This is a genomic window from Kordiimonas sp. SCSIO 12610 (genome assembly GCF_024398015.1).
Taxonomy (GTDB): domain Bacteria; phylum Pseudomonadota; class Alphaproteobacteria; order Sphingomonadales; family Kordiimonadaceae; genus CANLMI01.
Genome location: NZ_CP073747.1, coordinates 2,153,866 through 2,177,238, shown reverse-complemented (window position 1 = coordinate 2,177,238; position 23,373 = coordinate 2,153,866). Strand labels below are relative to the sequence as shown.

The 23,373-nt window shown below is 45.0% G+C and carries 20 protein-coding genes; 18 read left to right on the top strand and 2 right to left on the bottom strand.

All coding sequences use genetic code 11. The features are described from left to right. Window positions 1-13 precede the first annotated feature (13 nt). Window positions 14-760, bottom strand: a complete 747-nt coding sequence (locus KFF44_RS10140; protein ID WP_255933916.1) for a flagellar hook basal-body protein — start codon at window positions 758-760, stop codon at window positions 14-16. A 365-nt stretch (window positions 761-1,125) separates the two neighbouring features. Between KFF44_RS10140 and fliL the strand changes: the two genes are divergently transcribed. The 15 genes from fliL to KFF44_RS10065 all read left to right on the top strand — a co-directional run bounded on the left by fliL (window position 1,126) and on the right by KFF44_RS10065 (window position 15,770). Then, window positions 1,126-1,692 (top strand): flagellar basal body-associated protein FliL, encoded by a 567-nt coding sequence (gene fliL / locus KFF44_RS10135; RefSeq protein WP_255933914.1) that lies wholly within the window; start codon window positions 1,126-1,128, stop codon window positions 1,690-1,692. Between the two features lie 143 nt (window positions 1,693-1,835). Then, window positions 1,836-2,972: a flagellar motor switch protein FliM gene (fliM, locus tag KFF44_RS10130; RefSeq protein ID WP_255933912.1), complete on the top strand. Its 1,137-nt coding sequence runs from the start codon at window positions 1,836-1,838 to the stop codon at window positions 2,970-2,972. Between the two features lie 12 nt (window positions 2,973-2,984). Continuing rightward, window positions 2,985-3,389, top strand: a complete 405-nt coding sequence (locus KFF44_RS10125) for a DUF6468 domain-containing protein (RefSeq protein WP_255933911.1) — start codon at window positions 2,985-2,987, stop codon at window positions 3,387-3,389. Window positions 3,390-3,421: 32 nt separating this feature from the next. After that, the gene (locus tag KFF44_RS10120; RefSeq protein WP_255933908.1) at window positions 3,422-4,105 is read left to right on the top strand and encodes a MotE family protein; all 684 of its coding nucleotides are present in this window, start codon (window positions 3,422-3,424) and stop codon (window positions 4,103-4,105) included. Between the two features lie 143 nt (window positions 4,106-4,248). Beyond that, window positions 4,249-4,896 carry a protein phosphatase CheZ gene (locus KFF44_RS10115; RefSeq protein WP_255933906.1) on the top strand — a complete coding sequence of 216 codons (648 nt, stop codon included), beginning with the start codon at window positions 4,249-4,251 and terminating at the stop codon, window positions 4,894-4,896. Between the two features lie 88 nt (window positions 4,897-4,984). Continuing rightward, window positions 4,985-5,662: a hypothetical protein gene (locus KFF44_RS10110; protein WP_255933905.1), complete on the top strand. Its 678-nt coding sequence runs from the start codon at window positions 4,985-4,987 to the stop codon at window positions 5,660-5,662. Next, a complete protein-coding gene (locus KFF44_RS10105; RefSeq protein ID WP_255933904.1) occupies window positions 5,655-6,383 on the top strand; it encodes a flagellar motor protein MotB in 729 nt (242 codons plus the stop codon). The genes KFF44_RS10110 and KFF44_RS10105 overlap by 8 nt, the downstream gene beginning before the upstream one ends. Next, window positions 6,370-9,264, top strand: coding sequence for a hypothetical protein (locus KFF44_RS10100; RefSeq protein ID WP_255933902.1), 2,895 nt, complete (start codon window positions 6,370-6,372; stop codon window positions 9,262-9,264). The genes KFF44_RS10105 and KFF44_RS10100 overlap by 14 nt, the downstream gene beginning before the upstream one ends. A gap of 224 nt (window positions 9,265-9,488) precedes the next feature. Beyond that, a complete protein-coding gene (locus KFF44_RS10095) occupies window positions 9,489-9,752 on the top strand; it encodes a DUF2282 domain-containing protein (protein ID WP_255933899.1) in 264 nt (87 codons plus the stop codon). Between the two features lie 43 nt (window positions 9,753-9,795). Next, window positions 9,796-10,674 carry a DUF692 domain-containing protein gene (locus KFF44_RS10090; protein ID WP_255933897.1) on the top strand — a complete coding sequence of 293 codons (879 nt, stop codon included), beginning with the start codon at window positions 9,796-9,798 and terminating at the stop codon, window positions 10,672-10,674. Between the two features lie 3 nt (window positions 10,675-10,677). Then, window positions 10,678-11,412 (top strand): DNA-binding domain-containing protein, encoded by a 735-nt coding sequence (locus KFF44_RS10085; protein ID WP_255933895.1) that lies wholly within the window; start codon window positions 10,678-10,680, stop codon window positions 11,410-11,412. Window positions 11,413-11,433: 21 nt separating this feature from the next. Beyond that, window positions 11,434-11,901, top strand: coding sequence for a DoxX family protein (locus KFF44_RS10080; protein ID WP_255933894.1), 468 nt, complete (start codon window positions 11,434-11,436; stop codon window positions 11,899-11,901). Window positions 11,902-11,985: 84 nt separating this feature from the next. Continuing rightward, window positions 11,986-12,489, top strand: coding sequence for an Lrp/AsnC family transcriptional regulator (locus tag KFF44_RS10075; RefSeq protein WP_255933892.1), 504 nt, complete (start codon window positions 11,986-11,988; stop codon window positions 12,487-12,489). Beyond that, on the top strand, window positions 12,482-15,124 hold the full coding sequence (gene pepN, locus KFF44_RS10070; protein ID WP_255933890.1) for an aminopeptidase N: 2,643 nt from the start codon (window positions 12,482-12,484) through the stop codon (window positions 15,122-15,124). Before KFF44_RS10075 ends, pepN begins: the two co-directional genes overlap by 8 nt. 247 nt (window positions 15,125-15,371) lie before the next feature. Continuing rightward, window positions 15,372-15,770: a helix-turn-helix domain-containing protein gene (locus KFF44_RS10065; RefSeq protein ID WP_255933888.1), complete on the top strand. Its 399-nt coding sequence runs from the start codon at window positions 15,372-15,374 to the stop codon at window positions 15,768-15,770. A gap of 95 nt (window positions 15,771-15,865) precedes the next feature. On the opposite strand, the gene KFF44_RS10060 is transcribed toward KFF44_RS10065, so the two are convergent. Further along, a complete protein-coding gene (locus KFF44_RS10060; protein ID WP_255933886.1) occupies window positions 15,866-17,932 on the bottom strand; it encodes a hypothetical protein in 2,067 nt (688 codons plus the stop codon). A 201-nt stretch (window positions 17,933-18,133) separates the two neighbouring features. Between KFF44_RS10060 and KFF44_RS10055 the strand changes: the two genes are divergently transcribed. From KFF44_RS10055 to prsT, 3 genes are all read left to right on the top strand, one after another. Next, on the top strand, window positions 18,134-19,012 hold the full coding sequence (locus tag KFF44_RS10055) for a nicotinate-nucleotide--dimethylbenzimidazole phosphoribosyltransferase (RefSeq protein ID WP_255933884.1): 879 nt from the start codon (window positions 18,134-18,136) through the stop codon (window positions 19,010-19,012). Between the two features lie 102 nt (window positions 19,013-19,114). Next, window positions 19,115-20,506, top strand: coding sequence for a TIGR03013 family XrtA/PEP-CTERM system glycosyltransferase (locus tag KFF44_RS10050; RefSeq protein WP_255933882.1), 1,392 nt, complete (start codon window positions 19,115-19,117; stop codon window positions 20,504-20,506). Between the two features lie 2 nt (window positions 20,507-20,508). Beyond that, on the top strand, window positions 20,509-23,370 hold the full coding sequence (prsT, locus tag KFF44_RS10045) for an XrtA/PEP-CTERM system TPR-repeat protein PrsT (protein ID WP_255933880.1): 2,862 nt from the start codon (window positions 20,509-20,511) through the stop codon (window positions 23,368-23,370). The last annotated feature ends 3 nt before the right edge of the window (window positions 23,371-23,373 follow it).

Below are 23,373 nucleotides of genomic sequence, written 5' to 3'. Positions count from 1 at the left end.
CTGACCGGACTATCTATTGAACTCTGGAGAGACGACGAAGTGCGTCTTCACGGAGGTCCGCTATATCTTTTGCGCGCTGCTCTGCTTGTTGGTAAGTGCGGAGAACATCAATCATCTCGACAGTTGATTCTATCGCATTCACGTTGGAGCTTTCATACGCTTTTTGGGTAATTTCAACACGCGGGGCATTTACTGGATCAAGTGGATCTTGATCAGTTTCATAAAGTGATGTGCCAACTCGCTGCAATGATTGCTCGCTTGCAAACGTTGAAATATTAAGCTGTGCAACGGTACCTAACTCGTTCGAAATTGTACCATCTTCTGAGATGTCAACTCGAGTATCACCGTTTTCTAATTGAATAGGATTGCCATCAGTATCAAGCACCCGTTCGCCGCTTAATAGTGTAATGAAATTGTCGGTATCAACACGCATACGGCCATTACGTGTGTACAACGTATCGCCGTTCTGACCTTCAACTGCAAGGTATCCGCCCTTGGAAATGAAAATATCCAGCGGATTGTTGGTTGTTACAGGTGTGCCTACCTCTAGGTTCCGGACAATACCATGATCCAAAACATAGGAAATCTTGCCGCCTCTTGTGGCAGCAGCGTTGGGTGCATCCACCAAATGCTGGCGGAAAACCACTCTTTCTTTGTTAAAGGCTGTTGTCGACATGTTTGCAACATTATGTGCAACAACATCCATGCGCCTTCTGAGCGCAGTTCTTTGGGCTAACCCCACATATAATGCGGTGTCCATATTACTTCTCCTGCAAATAGCATTTTATTTTTTTGCTTTTAACGCAGTTATTATTTTTGTTGTATTTGTGTAAGCAGAAAGTGTGCCAAATATTTTCTGTATATATTACAATAATTTATCGTCTTTGCACGTAATGCTTAGTGGAGGGCGACCATTTTTGCCGATACAATTTGGGTATATTTAGGTGTGATGTTGGCAGCTTTTTCCGCCAGAAAATTGTTTTACGATTATGCCACTGATATTTAATGATTTTTACACCTTGTTAACTATATATAAATAAAGATAAGATGTGAAAAATATTGATATAAAATTCAGGCATAACGCCGATATATTATATACAGGCAATGAAATGGCGGCTTTATTAAATGGCAGATGAAGAAGCAAATGCGACCGATGATTTAACAGAAGGTCTCGAGAAGAAGAAATTAAGCGGCAAAAAGCTGGTGATATTCGCTGGGGCAGGTGCTCTTGTTCTTATAATAATCATTGTCGCTCTTGTGTTTTTACTTGGCGGTGAAGAAGAAAAGCCCAAAGTTGATGAGCTTGATGAGTTATCCCAGAGTGTGGCTGACGAAAATGCAAATGCCGAGGCCGAAGCTGAAAAAACTCCTGAAGAATTAAAGACGCTTTTCATCGAACTTGATCCCCAACTTTATAATTTAAATACTGGTGGACAGGGCAGTAGCTTCCTGCGCGCACAGATTACCCTTGAGATTGACCGTGAAAGTTTTCGGGCCGATGTTGAGGCAAAATTGCCGAGAATTATGGATGAATTCAATGTCTATATGCGGGAACTTCGCCCTGAGGATATTGATGGTGCGCGTGGTGTTTTGCATGTGAAGGAAGAATTACTGTCGCGGATAAACCAGTCTGTCGCTCCGTCCCGAGTGAAGGATGTCCTGTTTCAGGAATTTATAATTCAAGGATCATGATGGGGTATGTTTTCAAACCTCTGTAACACAAAGTGTAAGTTGGTTTGAATTTTGCTTATTAGTTCGCTGGAAATGATCAGCGTATTTATTCATATGGTATTTTATGCTTGATCACCTATTAACAGCTTTATTTGGATACAATCATGGCTGATGATGACGAACCCGTTGATGAAGAGGCAATGCTTGCCGAGTGGGAAGCAATGGCCGAAGAGGGTGAAGATGGCGGTGAAGACCAGGATGCGATGGCTGCTGAATGGGAAGCCATGGCGGATGATGAAGATGATGAAGATGACGGCGGCGTTCCCGGCCGCGTTCTCGATCAGGATGAGATTGATAGCCTTTTAGGGTTTGACGGCGACGGTGATGGCGGTGAAACAACCGGCATCCAAGCTTTGATCAATAGTGCGCTCGTATCCTATGAACGCTTGCCCATGCTTGATATCGTTTTCGACCGCATGGTTCGAATGATGTCAACATCGCTTCGGAACTTCACATCTGATAATATTGAAGTCTCGCTTGACAATATTACCTCGGTTCGTTTCGGTGATTATCTGAATTCGATCCCGCTGCCTGCGATGCTTGCCGTTTTCCGTGCAGAGGAATGGGATAACTATGGATTGATGACAATCGATTCCAGTCTTATTTATTCTATTGTTGATGTGCTGCTTGGTGGTCGGCGTGGTACTGCGGCAATGCGTATTGAAGGTCGCCCGTACACAACAATTGAGCAGACCCTTGTGGAACGGATGATCTCGGTCATATTGAAGGACATGTGCGGTGCGTTTGAGCCATTAAGCCCTGTGAACTTCACCTTTGACCGACTTGAAACCAACCCCCGGTTTGCAACCATTGCAAGGCCTCCGAACGCAGCAGTTTTGATCAAATTGCGCGTTGATATGGAAGACCGCGGTGGTCGTGTTGAAGTTTTGTTCCCATATGCTACATTAGAACCCGTACGTGAGCTTCTGCTTCAGCGGTTCATGGGTGAAAAATTTGGCCGAGATTCGATTTGGGAAACACACCTTGCGACTGAACTCTGGAGTGCTGATGTCGAACTTGATGTTGTGATGGATGAAGTCACTATGTCACTTAATGACGTGATGAATTTAGAGGTCGGGCAAACTGTTATGTTTAATAAGACCCCGAAGGACGAGGTCGTTATTAAATGCGGTGATGTTCCGATGATTAGTGGTGCGATTGGCCGCGCTGGGCAAAATGTTGCTGTTCAGGTTCGCAGAACTGCGGAACGCTTGCAGGGCAACGCAGTAAGCGAAGAGTAAATAGGTTAAAGTATGACACCTGTTATGGAACTTGTCGTTGATGGGATATTAGCAACACTCTTAATTGCGGTGATTGTAGTTTGTATGATTGTTTACAAACGATTGCAGACAATTAAGGACGGGCAAGTGGAAATGCGAGAGTTGATGGACAGCTTAAATATTTCTGTTCTTCAGGCCCAAAAGAGTGTCAAAGATATTTCTTCTTCTTCAAAGGATGTGGAAGAAAGAATGGGTGTTCAAATCGCACAGGCGAACAAGTTAGTTGACGAACTAACACTGATTACTGAGGCCGGGAATAACCTTGCGGACCGAATTGACCGCAATATTGCAAATTACGGCAATGAGAAATCTGAACCAGCAGATAAAGCAGGAAAACAGCAAAAAGAAATTCTTGCAGCTTTGAAAGAAGCCCGCTGAGAAATAACTGTTTTCTTGAAGGATAGAATAGAATGATGAATGCACTGATAAGTCGGGTAAGATTATTTCCTTTGTTGATCGCAGTTGCTTTTTTAGCGCTGAGTGTTCGTGTTTTTGATGTTTATACGGGGATTGAGCTTTTAAATACGCCGGTGGTCGCCGCGGAACAGGAAACCGAAGGTGAGGAAAATGACGGCGCACAAGAGGATGTCCAGGACCAGTCAGAAGGAGAAGCGAGTGTTCCCTCAACACCAACGCTTGATCCAGCGTCACTTGGTTTACCTAGCCGCACGGAAATAGATTTGAATTCCCAGTTAAGGGCACGCCGCCTTCAACTCGATGAGCGTGCAACCCAACTTGATCTTCAGGAACGGTTACTTGAAGCCAACGAAAAACGGATTGATGATAAGATTGCCCAACTGGAGCAATTGGAAGCGAGCATCAAATCTTCGCTTCGTATCTTTAATGAGCGTGAAGAAAAAGAATTTGCGAAAGTTGTTAAAATCTATGAAACCATGAAGCCAAAGGCTGCGGCGCCGATTTTTGAAAACCTTCCTGATGCGGTTCAGCTTGATATTGCAACACGTATGAAAGAAGCGAAATTTGCGTTGATCCTGGCTGCTATGGACCCCTCTAAGGCGCGTGATTTAACGACCAGTTTAGCTGAGTTCGCCCAGCCTCCAAGTATCGAAGATTTAGAAGTTAGTGGCCGATAATATTGTATCCACAAAAATACGATCTAAATCTTTGTTTATTGGTAAGAAATTAACTTTTTCCGGTGATATTAATCGTCAGTATAAATAATATGCTCAGGCCAGTATGCATAATATGCTGCAATTGAGCTACAGGAGTAATGGGAATGAATAAGCAGGCAACCCCTGTTAGCCTCCAGGACCGTGTTGACGCACTTAAGGAAAATCACGGTGAAAACGTTGCAATTGAGGATATCGGCAATGTTGTTGGAAGTATGATCAACGGTTCCAATAATGAAGATGTTCGTGAATTAGCACATGAACTGCATGAATTGGTTCGCTTTGTTGGTGCAGCGAAACGCGAGCTATCAAGTATTAATGCCAAATCAATTTCTAATCGTGATATTCCAGATGCGAATGAGCAACTGGATGCAATTGTTGATGCGACAGAGTCAGCAGCCAGTACAATTATGGATGCAGCGGAAGCAATCTCTGAGGTTGCTGAAAATGTTGATGAAGCCTCTGCAAAGCGCCTTGAAGAGGTTTCTACCGAACTTTTTGAAGCGTCAAGTTTTCAGGACCTTACTGGACAACGTATTACAAAGGTAAATAAAGTTCTCGCGCATTTGGAAGAACGCTTGGATGCTCTCGCAGATGCAATTGGTGATGAATATATTGAACCGGTTGAAGAAGTTGAAACGGACGATGAAGGCGTTGCCATAGAGGATGATGATCTTCTAAATGGTCCTCAGCTTGAAGGTGAAGGAAACAGTCAGGATGAAATTGACGCAATTCTGGCTAGTTTTGATTTTTAATGGGAACTAATGGCTAATCCCGGGTGCCGGGATTGGTTTAAGGCTGATAGAAGGCATGTACGAAGAACAGTCATATGGTAAAAGGCTCATGGGTGGTGATACCACCATGAGCCTTTTTGTGTCTTTGTATCTCATTCTTTTGGCTTTTTTTATTATATTGAATTCTATTTCAAATCAGGCGACGGCGAAATCATCCGCCGCACTTGAGAGTGTGAATAATACATTTTCAAACCAGAACCCGTCCCCGGCGAGTGATGTTGATTTACAATCTGATGAGATTGTAAGCGCGCCGCTTGATGACTTGCTGACAAAAATTCAGGGACGATTTTACGCCGAGTTTGAAATCCAAGGTCGTTTCTCAAATGAGGGTGGGCGCGCTTTACAGATTCAATTCCCGGTTCGTTATCTGTTTGAGCGCGGGGCACTGGAACTTGGTTCCGCAAGGCAGGGTTTCCTGCAAGAAATTGTTAATGACCTTAACAATGTGAATGCGGGCGGGTCATTGGATGTTGCTTTCATGTTTGGAACCGGTAGCACGCTCGCTTCAAAGGACTTAACACGGTCGCAGGAAATTGCAGTTAGGCGGGCAGGGGCACTTGCCCGTTATTTGCGCACCCAAGGAATTAGAGCAGGACAATTTTCGACTGGTTTTACAGCCATTGACGATGATCAGATCATTGCTGTTTTCCGCGAAGCCAAAGCCTACAGAAACACTTTGAAGCTAAGGCCGAATTCGACCCCACCACAGGGAGCGAACGATGGCTGATTTTCTGAAAGTGGATGGAAGGGGTGATCAGGGCGCAACATGGATGATCACATTTGCTGATCTTTTGTCGCTGCTCCTGACATTCTTTGTGATGGTGTTTTCAATGAATGCCATTCAGTTTGAACAGTGGGAACCAATCGTTCAAACGATGAACCGCGAATTTAATCCGAGCCGAGCAAAGGTTGCGGAAACACCGCACGACACCCCTGACCTGCAACGCGAACGACAAGAACAGGGATTTAAACTCAGTTATGTTGAAGGTTTGCTTCGTCAGGCAATTGAAAACGAACCTTCGCTAGCGAGCGTTCAAATGAATATGCTTGCGGATCGGTTTATCATTTCCTTGCCGACATCGCTCCTTTTTGACGATAAGGATATTACCCAATCGAATACGGCTGGTTTGGTTGCAGAAGCGATTATAAAACCCTTGGTACGATTGGGGAATCGAATCATTGTTGAAGGTCACTCTGATCGCCGTGAAATTCAAAACGCCAAATTTGTTTCGAACTGGGAATTGTCATTGACGCGTGCCAGAGTGCTGGCAGGCCTGATGACTGAGGCAGGATATCAATTGCCCATTGGGGTTACTGCATATGCTGATACCCGCTTGCAACAGCTTGACGATCAATTGACTTTACAACAAAAATATGACCTATCCGAACGTATTGATATTGTTATAGTCACCGACAAACAGGTGAGAGGCGCATATGGCATTTTTTAGAATAATCATGATTAGTGTGATTGCCATGTTTGGCCTTTTCTTTATGGGCTCGCAATCCGCTGCCTTGCAGGACGTTCCTGTTGTTAATGTTCGTTTGGGCCAGCATCCTGATTATTCGCGTGTTGTGTTTGATTTTCCCGTCGAAATTCCTTATCGGGCAATCAAAGATGGTAATAGAATTACAGTTACATTTGACGCCAATTTTGATCCTGACTTGTCTGCGTTCAACAGTACGAACCTGACCTTTATTTCGGCACCGGTTGTTACCAAAGATGCTGGTTTGACGATCGTAAGCTTCACTGTACCAGAAAGCGGAGGATTGAAGCACTTTCGGTCCAACACCTTCATTGTGATTGATGCGCTGGAGACAGCAGAACAAGCAATCGTAGCAAGCGTTCCGCAAACTGTTGATGATCAGAATACTTCTGATCAAAGCTCTTCTGGTCAAACCTCCGATACGGCTGCTGATGTTGATGATAACCTCTCTAACCAAGATACGAACGCAGAAGACGTAACTGCACCTTTAAACCCTGTCGTAGAAAATGGCGCTCCGCTTACGTTAAGCGCATCGGCTACCTTTGAAGAGTTGAAAGTTAATTTTGATATTCCAAGCAACGCTGGGCTTGCTGTGTTTGAACGCGCACAAACACTTTGGGTCATATTTGATCGCCCGTTTACCGTTCCGGCCAATCAAATAGGGACCGTATTACAAACAGCAGGGGCCCGGATTAATAGTTTTGTTCAGGACGAAAATATCGACGCAACTGTGATCCGCATGGATGTGCTGGATAATCAAAGCACGGTTGTTACAAAAGACGGGGCCCGTTGGACGATTGCCTTCAAGGACAATATTGCGAAACCTCGGTTTCCGCTCAGCCCTATCCGCCGCGTCGAATCAAGTGGTCAGCAGGTTTTTATACCTGTTGCAAATATTGGGCGGAAAATAGAAATTGAAGATCCGGTTGTGGGTGATGTGTTCGCCATATTACCGCTTTTGGACCAAGGCCGGGGTGTGCCAGAGCATTATGATTATGCGATGGCGAGTGTACTTGAAACATCGCAGGGCATTGCAGTTATACCGCAGACAGATACCGTTCGTGTAGAGCGTTTCCGTGAAGGGGTCTCGATCTCTGAAGGGGATATTAGTTTTGCTCGCAACAATGAGGATGCAGGTAATACACAGTTCAAACGCTTGATTGATTTCAAAGCATGGCGTGAAGGTGAAGATTGGGAATACCAAAAACAGAAATCGCGTTTATTCTATGAAATTTCAATTAGCGAGGGTGAAGAGAAAAATGCGCTTCGGTGGCGCTTGGCGCGCTTTTATCTGGCCCATGGCCGCGCAGCCGAAGCTCTTGGTGCTTTGGCATTGATGGAAGATTTTGACCCAACACTGCGGGAAAATGCAGAATTTGTTGCAGTCAGGGGGGTCGCTAACTTCAAACAAGGGCGTTTGGAAGCCGCTGATCGCGATCTATCCATTCAGGCACTCTCTTCCGAGCAGGATATTGAGCTTTGGAAAACCTTAATCGCTGAAGCGAGAGGGCAGTTCGATGAAGCTCTGGAGCATTACAGATTAGGTAAGGATGTTATTGGTACCTATGACGATGGAGACAAGGCAGACATTCAACTCGCAGTGATAAGAGCCGCATTGGAAAATGGCGATCTTGATCTGGCGAGAGAAGAATTACAATTGTTCAATGGTTTGAACCTGAGCGAAAGGCAACTTAGCGAGTCTATATATCTAAGTGCACAGCTTCAGGAAAAGATGGGGAACACAGATGTATCGCTTCTCCAATATGAAGATCTAAGCGGCGCGCTTGAGCATGACATCGCGACGGGAGCCACTTTCCAGAAGGTTCTGGGCCAGTTAGAGAAAGAAGAAATTTCTGATAGTGTTGCTATTGAAGAATTAGAGCGCCTTAGGTATCGCTGGCGCGGTGATCGGCTTGAAGTCGAGATAATGAGTAAACTCGCTGATCTCTATTTCAAGACAAAAAATTATGCAGCTGGCTTAAGCTTACTACGTTTAACACTGACATATTATCCGGATTTATCACGTGAATTTTCCGTGGCCTCCAGAATGGGAACTGTTTTTTCCGACCTGTTTTTGGGTGGAAAGGCGGATGATTTACCGCCGGTGAGCGCGATTGCCTTGTTTTTTGAATTTGAAGAACTCGCTCCTTTTGGCACACGTGGTGATTTGATGATCAGGCGACTTTCAGATCGTTTGGTTTCGTTGGACCTTTTAGGCCGTGCGGCGGAGTTGCTTGAATATCAAGTAGCTGAACGATTGGAAGGAGCGGCGAGGGCACAAATTGCGGGTAATTTGGCCAAGATATATTTGCTCGATAAGAATCCACAGAAGGCTCTTGAAATGCTGCGCGCAACCAGAGAGCCAAGACTGCCACAAGATATCGAGATTGAGAGGATGCGTATCGAAAGCCGCGCTTTAATTGAAAGTGCACGGTTTGAAGAAGCCGAAATCCTGATTGAGAGCGACCGTAGTGCAGCCGCTGATCGTTTGCGTGCAGATATTTACTGGGCGTCAAAAGACTGGCAGCGCTTTATTGCGGTTTCGCGGCGTCTCTTAGGCGACGGCTGGCGTAATGATGCCCAGCTTGAAGCCGTCGAAAAGCTTAATCTTATTCGCATGGCTATTGCGATGACATTTACAGAAGATCGTGCTGGCCTGATTGAGGCGCGTCGTCGTTATGGTAACCAAATGCGGGACGGAGATTTCTCACGAGCGTTCACATTGCTCACGAGCGATCAACAACTTTCTGGTCGTGAATTGGGGTCTATAGCCAGTCAAATTGCAAGCGTAGAAAAATTACAAACATTTATGCGTGATTACCGGAACGATTTTTCGGGTCGGTAACCTTTGTTTTCTGCCGTTTTTTTCTATGGACTTTGGATTTCTACGAATTTTGATATTAGTAAAAAATTCCTATCTTCCTTGTGAATTGAGAAAAACTTTACCTCACTAACTCGTGATTTTCATATTATTTTTTATTTTCTGATTAAGTACTATATTATCTTTTATGCAGCGGCGGCTATGCCAATGCATGAAAATTCAGTTACCTACTTAAGAGGAAATGGAACATGAAAATCAATAACCTTACAAAAAATGTTGTTGCAACTACTGGTGCTGTAGCGTTCGCTATGACTATGACTGCTGGCGTTGCTAATGCAGCTGACAAGAAACAAGAAAAATGCTTCGGTATCGTTGCTAAAGGTCAAAACGACTGTGGTACATCTGCACACTCATGTGCTGGCCAGGCTAAAGTAGACAACCACCCAGAAGAGTGGGTTTACGTTCCAGCTGGTCTTTGCGAGCGTATCGCAGGCGGTAAAAAGAAGAAATAAGCTCTCGTAGCGAACTTCTTATAAAGTGATAGATGGGGCACGTATGTATAAAGCAGAAACATCATTGAGATCTCTGGGCGCTTTGCCTGTTGGTGTTAGCTTGAAGAGCCAATATTATCAAATGGTTCTGGAACGTGCTCCTTCTATTGCGTTTTTTGAAATCCATGCAGAGAACTACATGGTAGATGGTGGGGCCCACCATCGTTTTCTTGAGGCAATCGTTGAAAAATACCCACTTTCCATTCACGGAGTTGGTATGTCGCTTGGTTCCGCCGAAGGAATTAGCAAAGATCATATAAAACGATTTAGAGATCTCGTTGATCGTTATAATCCTACGCTTGTTTCAGAGCATTTAGCCTGGTCGGTAGAAGGCGGTCATTATTTGAATGATCTACTCCCGTTGCCGTTAAATGAAGAAACCTTGAATATCGTCACAGATAATGTGAACACTGTTCAGGATGCCTTGGGCCGTAAAATTCTTGTAGAAAATCCCTCTAGTTACATGGCGTTCAACGCTACAACGATGCCTGAGGTCGAATTTCTTTCAGCAATCAGCGAAAGAACAGGCTGCGGTCTATTAATGGACGTGAATAATGTTTTCGTTTCCGGCCGTAATATGGGCTGGTCACCTGAGGACTATATTGACAGTGTGCCGGTAGATCTTATTGGTGAAATTCACCTTGCAGGCCACCTGATCAAAGACGTTGACGGTGTTGAACTGCGGATCGACGATCATGGAAGCGCAGTTTCGGATGATGTCTGGGCACTATACCGTCGCTTGATCGAACGGTCCGGTGAAAAGCCAAGCTTGATTGAATGGGATAACAATATCCCTGATTTTGATATCCTTCATAATGAAGCCAGCAAAGCGCAGGCAATTATGGCTGATATTGAAAACGATAGTTTAAAAGAATCGGCATAAGTTATGTCAGATTTAGCGAAATTACAGCACGATATGAAACGTGCAATCCTTGGTGATGATCATGCGCTTGATGATGTTAGCTCTGCTATTATTGGTAATGGCTTGAAGCCGTCGCAGCGCATGCAAATTCACCGCAATAATTACAAAGAAACTCTAACCGCGAGTTTGAAAGCTGTTTTCCCAGTGGTGCAGGCCTTTGTTGGTGAAGCATTTTTTGAGGCGGCGGCTAAGCACTTTGTGCTTAATACCCCGCCCGAAAAAGCACAATTGGTTGAATATGGCGGCGCTTTGGCTGAGTTTTTTGAGACTTATGAACATGCGGAAACTGTTCCCTATATCGCGGATTTACTCCGACTGGAATGGGCCGTGCATGTTATTCAGAATTCATATGAACAGACTGCGATTTTGCCGGATGATGTTGACGCTGCATTATCCGATGAAACGTTATGTTTGGTACCACAGATGCAGGTAATCTCCAGTGAGCATCCTATTTTAAGTTTATGGATGGTCGGAACTGGGCAAATGCCTCCTGAAGCGGTGCATGTGGACCAGGGAGGGCAAAATGCCCTTGTTATTCGTATTGATGGGGCGGTTCAGCTTCAAGCAATCAATGATATTCAGTTAGCGTTAGTTAAGGATTTTCACAGGGGCAACTTGCAAGGAACGGGTGAAAATGCTTCTCATCATGCTGAGATAAAAAAAATGGCGGAACGTGGCATGTTTACGCGTGCAGCCTAATAAATATAGGAGAACTTGGTAATGTTGTTCATAAAAAAGATTATTGATTTACTGGAAGGCCTTCCGGGTAAAAGTTTTTTAGCTCTTTTGGGTGCTCGCTTAGCTGTTGCTCATCCGTTTTATGTTTCAGGCAGAAGTAAAGCTGCCAGCACAGACCCGTTCAGCGGCGAATATTTTGATCTTGGGTCGTTCACGGTAACATTGTTTGAAAGCGAATATAGCGTTCCTGTTTTGTCACCAGAAACAGCAGCTACGCTTGCGCTTTACGGCGAAACATTTTTGCCAATCATGTTGGCTTTAGGTCTTGGTGGCCGTTTTGCAGCTGCAGGTTTGCTAGTTATGACTATTGTCATCAATATCTCATATTCTGGCCATGATATGCTTTCAAATATTGCGTGGGTTTTTGCCCTTCTTGCTGTCCTCACAATGGGACCAGGCAAAGCATCCTTTGACCATATTATCCGTCAAAAAATATACGGCGATAAATAATTATAAAAATTCAAAGCCGAGTGCTTTGTTTGCAGAAATTGTGGGTGGCTTTTGCCACCCACCTATAAAAGCCAGGGAATGAACATGGATGATATTGACTGCAAAATCCTTAACCTTCTTCAAAAGGATACAACGTTAAGTACTGCTGATATTGCAGAAACTGTTGGGCTTTCGACGACACCATGTTGGCGGCGTATTCAAATGCTGGAAAGCGAAGGATACATTACGCGCCGGGTTGCCTTGGTTGACCGTGAAAAAATTAATGTTCCCCTAGATGTTTTTATCTCTATCAGAACAAAAGAGCATGATTGGAACTGGTTGGAAGAATTTGCGAAAGTTGTCGCCGAGTTTCCAGAAGTTGTTGAATTGTACCGCATGAGCGGTGAAGTTGATTATTTAATGCGGGTTGTCGTACCTGATATGGCATCCTATGATCAATTCTATAAGGAATTGATTAAACGCGTTGAGCTGAGCGATGTAAGCTCCTCATTTGCTATGGAACGCATTAAATATACAACTGCTTTGCCACTTGAGTATGCATTCAATGGTAAAGGAAGATCACGGCGCAGGAAAAGCAAAGATGACTGAACAATTGGACCAGAATGCTCATACGGCCAATTCCAAAACTGAAATTTACCTAAAAGACTATAAACCGGCACCTTATCAAATCGATGAGGTGTCTTTGCTATTTGAACTAAGCGGTGACGACGCGCTCGTTACAGCACTTTCGCACTTTACGCGGTCTGATGCGGCCAGCACAGAGCCACTATGCCTCGATGGTGGGCCGTTTATGGAACTGGTTTCCATAGAAATTGACGGCATTCCCTTAAAGCCCGATGATTATGTGAAGAATGAAACCTCTCTCATCATTCACGATACGGCTGCTGATTTTACATTAAAGATTGTCACGAAACTAAAGCCTGCTGAAAATACACGCCTTGAAGGGCTTTATAAGTCGAGCGGTAACTTTTGTACCCAGTGCGAAGCGGAAGGCTTTCGTCACATTACATATTTCCTGGATCGTCCTGATGTGATGGCGAAATATAAGGTTCGGATAGAAGCTTCCAAAGCGGACTATCCTGTTCTTTTATCCAATGGAAACCTTATAAAAAAAGGCCAGATGCCCAATGGATTTCATTTCGCCGAATGGGATGACCCGTTTCCTAAACCCAGCTATTTGTTCGCAATGGTCGCTGGGAAATTGGCATGTTTGTCCGATGAGTTCACGACGATGTCTGGACGGTCTGTCGAACTAAATATCTATGCTGCCGAGGAAGATATTTCGAAATGTGATCACGCGATGCAATCGCTGAAAAATTCGATGCGCTGGGACGAAGAAACATACGGCCTCGAGTATGATCTGGATATATATAATATTGTTGCAGTCGCTGACTTTAACATGGGGGCGATGGAAAATAAGGGATTGAACATATTCAATACCAAATATGTGCTTGCCAGCCCTGAAACAGCGACTGATCAGGATTATAATAATATTGAGGGCGTAATAGGGCATGAATATTTCCACAACTGGACCGGAAACCGGGTTACATGCCGCGAGTGGTTTCAATTAAGTCTGAAAGAGGGACTGACGGTCTTCAGGGATCAGGAATTTTCAAGCGATATGCAGTCGCGGGCTGTTAAGCGCCTGGATGATGTTCGTGTTCTCAGAATGCATCAATTTCCTGAGGATGCAGGGCCGCTCGCGCATCCCGTTCGCCCGGAAAAATACATAGAAATTAATAATTTTTATTCAGCAACAGTGTACAATAAAGGTGCTGAAGTTATTCGTATGATGCATAGCCTTCTCGGGGCCGAAGCTTTTCGACGCGGGATGGATATCTATTTTGAACGTCATGACGGTCAGGCGGTTACCTGTGAAGATTTTGTCTGTGCAATGGAGGCTGCTTCTGATATTGACCTCAGGCAATTCAGAAGGTGGTATTCAACGGCTGGGACACCCAAACTTTCGTTCACGCGAGAGTGTGACGGCGATGATGTTTTGTTGACTGTTGAGCAATCGATTTCAATCAATGGGGCCGAAATTGAATATGACCCGCTTCATGTTCCTATAAAGATTGCTTGGGTTGATAAAGCACGTTCGGTCAATGGTGAAAGTAGCGAAAATAACGCGCCGCCAACTTTATTACATTTAACAGACGCTAAGCAGACATTCAGGTTCGAAGGTGTCGGAAAAAACGTTGTGCCAAGCATAATGCGTGAATTTTCCGCACCCGTGCATATTGATCATGATCTGGACACTGAGGAATTGCTCACACTCGCATCTTTTGATATCGATCCTTTTGTCCGCTCTGATGCTTTGCAAACAATTGGCCGCAATATTATTCTAACTGCGGCTCAAAAGCTTGAGAGTAATGAGGAATTTCACGCTCCGGAAAGCTATTATTCTACATTTGAACGGTTAATCAGCGATGATGATACGGACCCAGCCTTTCTCGCTGAACTCCTTACGCTTCCCGGCGAAATTGATGTAGGCCAGCATATGCAGCCCCTAAGGCCGCAAACGTTACATAAAGCGCGCGAGTTTGTTGCCGATCAGATTGCAAATCGCTATTTTGAGCCAATTCTTGATAAATATAATGAACTGCAAGCATTTGATGAATGCAATAGGCCAAAGCAACAAGGTGTTCGGCGCTATAAAAATACATTGCTTGGATACTTGGCCCGAACGTCGGTTGGTGAGGATATCCTTAGTAAACAGTTCGACAACTCGCAGAATATGACGGATGAGATCGCTGCTCTCGGGTTACTGTCATCTAGTGATTTTGACTATAGAAACACTGCTCTCGCGCAGTTTTTTGAGCGATGGAAACATGAGGCGTTGGTTATTGATAAATGGTTCGCGGTGCAGGCAGTAAGTAAACGCTCAGATGTCTTGTCGACAGTTCGCTCGCTTCTAAAGCATCAACACTTCTCTTTTGTAAACCCGAACCGTTTGCGGGCATTGGTCTCTAGCTTTTCGGTTTTAAATCAAGCTGGTTTTCACGATGAGAGTGGAGCAGGGTACGAATTTCTGGCGGATGTTGTATTGAAGGTTGATCGTATTAACCCCCAAACAGCGGCAAGATTGGTTGCTCCGCTTGGGCAATGGAAACGCTTGGATCATGCAAGGCAGCTAAAAATACAATCTCTACTAGATGACTTGTTGAAAAAACATTCGCTGAGCGATGATGTCAGAGAATTGTTGGAAAAGTCTTTAAACTAAAACGATTTACTAGGAATATGGAGGTAAAATCAGTTATAATTCTAAATAAAAAGAAAAATTTAGTATAAGTATATGCCTGCCTAAGGTTGTAAATTGTTGTCTTTTCAGAAAAACTGCAATATAACGATTTTAGGGATTGAGTAATAAAATGCGATTGGAAATATGTGTCCACTATGAATGGATGCGAGTAAAAAAATAATCGTAACCAAAGATCAAAAAAATAATGATCGTAACCCAGGAAAAGTAAATGTTAAAAACGCCAGACCCAATTGATGTCCATGTCGGGCAGCGTGTTCGTGCACGCAGAAAAATGCTTGGATTGTCGCAGACAGAACTTGGTAATGAATTGGGAGTTACCTTTCAACAAGTTCAAAAATACGAACGTGGTACTAACCGTATTGGTTCAAGCCGATTGTTCAAAATGTCTAATACGCTAGACGTGCCTGTAGCTTACTTCTTTGAAGGGGCAGAGACAAAGCTACCAGGGTACGATGAAGCAAGTGTTCTTGACGATGACGTTTTCACAAAACAGGAAACACAAGAACTTGTGGAAGCATATTACAGAATTGCTGACCCTCGCATTCGTAAGAAAGTCCTTGGCTTGGCTCGTTTGTTGTCAAGCGGTGTTGACGAATACGGTATGTAATTATACCTAGCTAATTTATATAAAAACCCGCTTTGGCAAAATGCTAGAGAGGGTTTTTTATTATTTTTACCATACTTTCGAAATCATTATGATTTTCATATGGTTCCAAGCTGGCGCTTTTTACGCTTTTGCCTTCGTGCCATGAAGAGCAAGCCAGGGATCAGGATTAATCCGGTTGCGGGTTCTGGAACTGATGCGGCGACAATACTTATTATCGCAGTATCAAGGCTAGTCAGGATGATGTCACCCGGTAGGAATATGGTTCCACCTGTAATCAAGTTTACCAGCTCACCTTCACCCAACAATGTACCGTCAAAGCGAATTTGTAGGGTTACATTATAGTCGCCTGTTGCACTGAATAATGTACCTTCACCGCTGTTTAATAGAACCGTTTGGCCCGTACCTAAAATATTTTCCCCAAGTAACCATGTCAGCTCAAATGATTCTAAGCTTGTAATGGAGCAGAGGATCGCCGAATTGAAGGTTGATCCACAAGCATCAAGGGTGAAATCTTCACCAAGGTCGATTGGATCATATACCCCAGCCTCCGCAACCAATGATGCTGTTGCAGTTGGCGGCGGATTACCGCCCGGAGGAGGATTACCGCCTGGAGGAGGATTACCGCCCGGAGGAGGATTACCACCAGGAGGAGGATTACCACCAGGAGGAGGATTACCACCAGGAGGAGGATTACCGCCAGGAGGAGGATTACCACCAGGAGGAGGATTGCCGCCAGGAGGAGGATTACCGCCAGGAGGAGGATTGCCGCCAGGAGGGGGGAAGCCAGTACCCGGACCACCTGTATCATCAGGGAATTGCCCTGGAGGTGGCGGGTTGTTACTTCCTGGAACCGGAAGGCCATTACCACCATCCGAGAAGACTAACACCGGGTCTACAATTGGCAGGTTCGCTAAAATTTGTTCACGCGTTAAATTTCCACCGGCGGCAGGCGCAATATCCTGAAGGAATTCTGCAATTTGAAGCGCGAGTTCTTCCTCGATACTTGTTTCAGGCTCGTTATAAATAATAACAGATGTCACATACGTATCTTGCCTGCCAAGCTGATTGAAATTGATCGTTAGGCTGCCATCGATAATATCGGCTCTAGTGATCAACATATGTCCCGTTGCAGGTGGGGTGCCATTCAAGCTTGCGTCAATAATATTTGGCGTATCCGATAGGCGACCGGGGCCGTTTGTGGCCAAAACCATCACGGGGACCAATTCATCGGTTGCCCGTGTATCAACCAGATTAATTGTCGCGCCATTGCGTTTAATGTTTACGCCGAACGGGTAAAGAGGTTCGACATTGTTATTCATTTGCGAGGATAAAACGATGACTCGGTAACGACCATTTTCAAGCCCGCTAACACTAAACGTTTGAATGTCGCGGATACCTTGGCGCAGGATTGACTGTTCATCGCCCGTGTTTATCTGGCGCATCTGTCTACCGACAACGATTTTGTTTGCGGGACTAACTCGGATAAATTCAGGATAGGGTTCCAGGCCCGCGGGGCCTAAATCCCAACCTTGTGCGTTATCGGTTAACTGAAAGTTCGGATCTAAAACAACGGGTACCATAAAGGCAGTCCAATATGTTCTGGAACCTGCTTCGATGATTAGATTGGCCGCGTCAGCAACCGTTGCCAAATCATAATCTGGTGCCATTTCACCGAGGCGAGTTAACAGCGCATCCATGCGCAGCTTCAATTGATCTTCATCACCAAGTGCTTGGTTCAGATAATTTTGAACCGCTTGAAAGCCCCATTCGTCAACTGATAATGCACCCTTAACTGCGTCCTCAAGCGAAGCGCTGGGAAATGTTTCAATTTGGGCATCAACCGGTTCTCTGATTAAATCAGCACTGCGGGTGCCCGTAAGGTAATAATCGCGTGCGTCTTCTTCGCTTTGTTCGCCAGTTTCTGTTTTGTTTAGGTTAGGGCGAACAAGCTTTAAGCGCCGAATGCCAGGAATTGTTTCTTGAGGTGTCGTCGTTACAAAAACATTTGCTGGGGGCGGTAATATAACATCACTAGACACAGGGGGTAAAAAACTTGATATTGGTAACTCTTTGTTTTTACTGTCTGAAATTCCCTGATATTCACCGTATAGGATAACACCCGCAGCCAGAACAATGCCTGTTGCTAGGGTTGTCATAATCATTGATTTACTACTGCCGAACATAAGTTACACCACGAAACAAATACAAAACTTTGCCTAACTATAAGCGATTACAAGTAAAATGACCAGTATTAAGCGGGTTATCACATGTACAGATAATGAACATGTATTGAGAAAAGGTTGATTTGTCATCCAAGCCATGCATAAAGCCGTATTAAATTTCTTATTATAAGGGTTCCCTACATGTCTTCAGAACAGTCACCATTTGCTGATCTAGATCATCTGTTATCCCAGCTGCCTGCTGGTGATACCGAAAAATGTACTCAGCTGGAGAACGAGTTATCGACTAAGCCAGTTACGGATAGTTTCGGCCTTAAGGGGTTGTTATCCTGGTTGTCGATGTGGCAGGAAGCCGAAAGGCTTTCTGTTAAGGAAGCGCACATATGCATTTTGGCGTCTGCTTACAAAGGCATATCAGATATTGATGTCGTGAAAGACTATATTGAAAGGGCATCGAAGGGACGGACACCGGTTAACCATATGTGTGTCAAAAACGGAATTGGCCTGCGCATCCTTGAACTCGCGCCCGAAGTTCCTCATGACTTGTCACAGGATTGGAGCGAGCGTGATTGCATGGGTGCAATAGCGTTTGGAATGGAAGCGACGGCTTCAGGCGGCGATATATTGGGCTTAAGTGATTTGGCACCCGGCAATCAGCAGCAAGCGATTAAAATTATCAAGGCTTGCGAAGATTTGCTGAAAGACACTAGAGATGCCGTAAATACCGCAACATATCTTGAGCTGCTCCAAAAACATGGAGGTCGTGAGATTGCGGCAATTATCGGCGCAATGATTGCGGCGCGGAGCAGAAGACTTCCTGTTTTGGTCGAAGGGTGGGGCGCACTAGCGGCATTTGTTCTTTTGCACTCAATTGATAATAGCTATGTGGATCATGTTCGCGTTGCTTCGTTTTCATCCATAGAGCAACGTGATACCCTGTCTTTTGCGAATATTAACCCAGTTGTTGGCGAATATGTTGGTACTGGTCAAGGGTGTGGGATTGCATTGGCAATCGGCGTGATTTCTGGTGCTGCTACTCTTTTAGATGTCCCCGATGTCTGAGGGGGTGTGTCAGGCCTAAAAAGAAACTTTTGCCTTAACAACAATATCTTGAATGAATAAACGGTTAAGCGTACTGTCATCATCGTTGAGGTAAGGTTGATTATGGTACGGCTTTTTCGTCATTATATTTCTCCCGTAAAACTGGGGCTGGCCATAGGGGATGTGGCCGTTCTGACAGCGAGTATATTTCTGGCTGAATGGCTCCGCTTGAGCGCGCTTGATATCGATTTGTTAGTGGGAACAGAGGCCTTGGTTGCCAAGCTGTTGTTCCCGTTAATCATCGTACCTGTAATGTTCAGTGTAGGATGCTACCATAGTGATAGCGTTCGCGCTTCCAAAGTATTTTTCATCCGCCTTTTTATAAGTTTTGCAGTCAGTAGCCTTTTACTATTTGCGACGGCTTATCTTTTTCCGTTTTTGCCTTTATGGCGTTCCATACTGATCCTGGCATTGTTTATCGGCGCCGTGGGTGTTTTCATCGGCCATTTGTTCTTTTTGAAAGTTTTGTGGCAAAGACGATGGAACCGGCGTGTTATTATTCTTGGGGCCGGTAGCAAAGCGAAATATATCAATGATTATATTGCGTCCGCTCGTGAAGCGGGGTTGCGGGTGGTGGCCGTGTGCCAAATCCCTGGCGAAGCTGTCAAAATTGATAGTGCTGTTTCAATCGATAATTTTTCACAATTTGATAAGTTTGCCCTGACGGAACGGGCTGAACTTATCATAGTTGCGAACGATGATGCTGACAGTCGGCTGCCCATGGAGGCAATGATCGCCTGTAAATTACAGGGTATTGAGGTTCAGGAATTTTCTACCTTCAACGAACGCGTTCGTGGATATGTCAAACTGGAATCATTGAGCGCTGAATGGATCATTTATTCCGAAGGGTTCAAGGGCACCAACGATATAGAACTGATTGGCAAACGTATTCTGGATATGTTGGCGAGCAGCATTCTCTTGGTTCTGACATTTCCGATCATATTGTTGACGGCAATTCTTGTGAAACTGACCAGTCGAGGACCAGCGTTATATCGTCAGGAACGTATCGGCCAGTTTGGTGAACGCTTTGAATTATTGAAATTTAGAAGCATGATTGTAAATGCAGAAAACGCAAATGCACCGAAATGGGCAGAGGAAAAGGACCCTCGCATCACGACAATAGGACGCTTTATTCGAATGACGCGGATCGATGAACTTCCTCAACTCGTCAACGTGCTTAGAGGGCAGATGAGTTTTGTGGGGCCAAGGCCTGAAAGACCGTATTTTGTAGAGAAAATTGGAAGCGAAGTCCCATTCTACCGAGAGCGGCATTATGTAAAACCGGGCTTAACGGGGTGGGCGCAAATCCAATATCCATACGGTGCTTCGATTGATGATGCGCGCCGTAAGCTTGAGTTTGATTTATATTATATCAAGAATTATTCGCTTGTATTTGATTTGCTGATTATACTTCAAACCGTTCGTGTTGTTTTATTTCCATCAGGGGCAAGATAATCATGGGGCATGTTGTAGGCATAAAAAGTCAGAACAGAAACAGGTCGAAATACAGGCCTTTTCGATTGATTGGTTTGACCGCTGGCCTGTTCGGTTCGCTTTGGTCAACAACGAGCTTTGCGCAGGATGGTGATGAAGCACAAATAGATGTGCTTTTGAAGGCGCGCGATTATGATGCCGCAATAGCCCTCATTCAAAAAAATAATGCTGAAGGGCGTGCAGATAAAAACTCATATTTGACGCTCGCCCGTATTTACCTGGAAAAGGGCGCTGGTATAGCGGCAGAGACCGCAGTCGATAGGGCCAAAGCCCTTGGTGCCACATATGCCGAAACTGCAGTTCCTTATGCAAAATCATTCTTGGTGCAAGGGCAATATGCAAAAGCAATTGATATCCTAAGCGGCGCGGAAATCGCGGAAAATCAGCAAGCAGAAGCTTTGATCGTCATGGCAGACGCCAATTTTGCCGAAGGACGGTTTGATGCTGCAAGGTTGATTTACGAGCAAGCAAAGGAACGGTTTCCTGAAGGCTTTTCTGCGTATTTGGGATTGGCTCGTCTTGATCTTCGTTCGGGCAATCTTGACCGCGCGGACGAATATCTTCGTTTGGCGGAAGTTCGAGCACCAAACAACACAATGGTGCAATACACAAGCGGTTTGATCAAACAATATCAAGGTGAAAGAGCGGCCGCAGAAGGGTATTTTCTAAAAGCGGTGGAATTATTTCCAGGTAATCTGTTAGCTAACCTTGAGCTAGCGAGTTTGAATATAGCGCGGGCACAATTTGCAGAAGCAGAAGCCTATTTGGATAAGGTTTATGAAGGAACGCCCAACCATCCGCTTGCGCTTTACATGAGTGCGGTCATTGCAACGCAGAATGGTGATTATAAGCTCGCGGATAATTTGCTAGGACGAACACGAAGGCTGACAGAAAGGTTTTTGCCTGCAATTTACCTGCGCGGGATTGTGGCATATGCGCTCGGTGAATATTCACAGGCAATTTATGTTCTCGAGCGCGGCTTAACAGCACTTCCAACGGCTGTAGAGATCCGGACATTGCTTGCCGCATCCTACCTAAGGAGCGAACGTTACCAAGAAGCCTACAAAGCGATTAGTCCCGTGATTGCGTCAAAAGACAGGACCAATAATCATCTGGTGATCGCAGGTGCGGCCTTAGCGGGTTTAGGGCAAGCCGAGCAGGCCAGGACATACTTTGAACAAGCCAAGTTTGACGGCAAAGCGGTTGATGAAGCAATAGGCGGTCAAATCAATCTGAGTTCTATCCTGAGTGGCTATGTTCTTAATCAGGATACCCAATCAATTTCGGCGTTTGAAAACCTTGTTGGTAATCAGAAAGCAGACCTTCAGAATCTTGGTATTCTGGCAAGTATGCAAATGCGTGCAGAAGATTATGATAGTGCTCAGGAAACCATTCAGAAAATCCTGACAATCGCCCCTGATCGAGCCTTTGGCCAGAATATGTTGGGCAGCTTGAATTATCGGATGGGAAACCATGTCGAAGCGATTGCTGCATTTGACAAGGCAATTTCCCTGAATGCGAATTACGGTGCAGCCCTTAAGAATAGAGGGCTTGCCAATATGGCGCTTGGCAACTTTGCGGCTGTAGAGGATGATTTGCGCAGTTTCATACGCGCCAATCCAAGTGACATGCGTGCTATTGCGATCCTCGCAAAGGCTTTGTTGGAACAGAATGATAATGAGAAATTGGACGAAGCAATTTCATTGTTTTCAGCTGTTTTACAAGCGTTCCCTACGGATATTGATCTGGCGGTTGATTACGCAAGGGCTCTTGATCGCTCAGGGGCGAGAGCACAGGCGATATCGCACCTTAGATCTATTGGGCGGAGTTCGCAGCAAATTGCGAAATTCGGAAGGTTGGGTGAACAGTTACTTACGATGCAATCCTATGCCCCGGCAGCGCGAGTTCTTTCAAAATATAGGGTCTCTAATATTGACCCATTGAGCGCGAATATTCTTTATGGCCGTGCGCTTTTGAAATCGGGCTTAAGGGCTGGCGCTATTGATGCGTTTGAGCGCGCGAGTCGACTTGCGCCTGACGATGATACGGTGAAGATGATAGAATGGTATAGTTTTGCGGCGAACGTTGGACGCTTAAATTTTGAGCAAGTTGAGGCAAGTCAGCAAAAGCTCGATCCATCGCTCCTCCCGTCGGATATGTCTCTCGCTGTGCTGGGGAAAGCCTATGAAGCGCTGGGGGACATGAGTAAAGCAATTACAATTTACACAGGATTGATTGAAAATGCCGAAAACGAGCAAAATACTGAAATTAACTTGGCCCTAGCTGAGGCCTTGAAGATTCGGGCAAGCAGCGGTGACCGTGAAAGGGCGATTGAACTGATCCAGCAGTTGCTAGAGGGAGCCCCACAAAATATGCTTGCTCAATCACGGCTGGCAGACCTTTTCTTTGATAACGAGCAATTTGGCGAGGCTATTCCCCATTACGAGACTCTCATCCGATCAGGGAACACCTCTGCTTTGATTTTGGCGAAATTGGCGCGATCCTATCAGGAAACAGGAACGGGCGAGCCGACATTGTTTGCTGATCGAGCCCGATTGATTGCCCCGAATGACGCTTATGTTCTTGATGTCTATGGCTGGATCTTATTGCAGGTGGAGCGAAATATAGATGGTGCCATTCAGGCCTTTGAAAGCGCACTGAAAAGAGACGCGGATAACTCACAGCTCAGGTACCATTATGGGATGGCATTGCTGGCGAACGGTGACCAGGACGGCGCTATTCGCGAGCTGGAGATAGCATTGCAAGGCAGCGAACCTTTCTTCGGACGTGAAGATGCTTTGCAGCAATTATCTATTTTAAAGTGATGC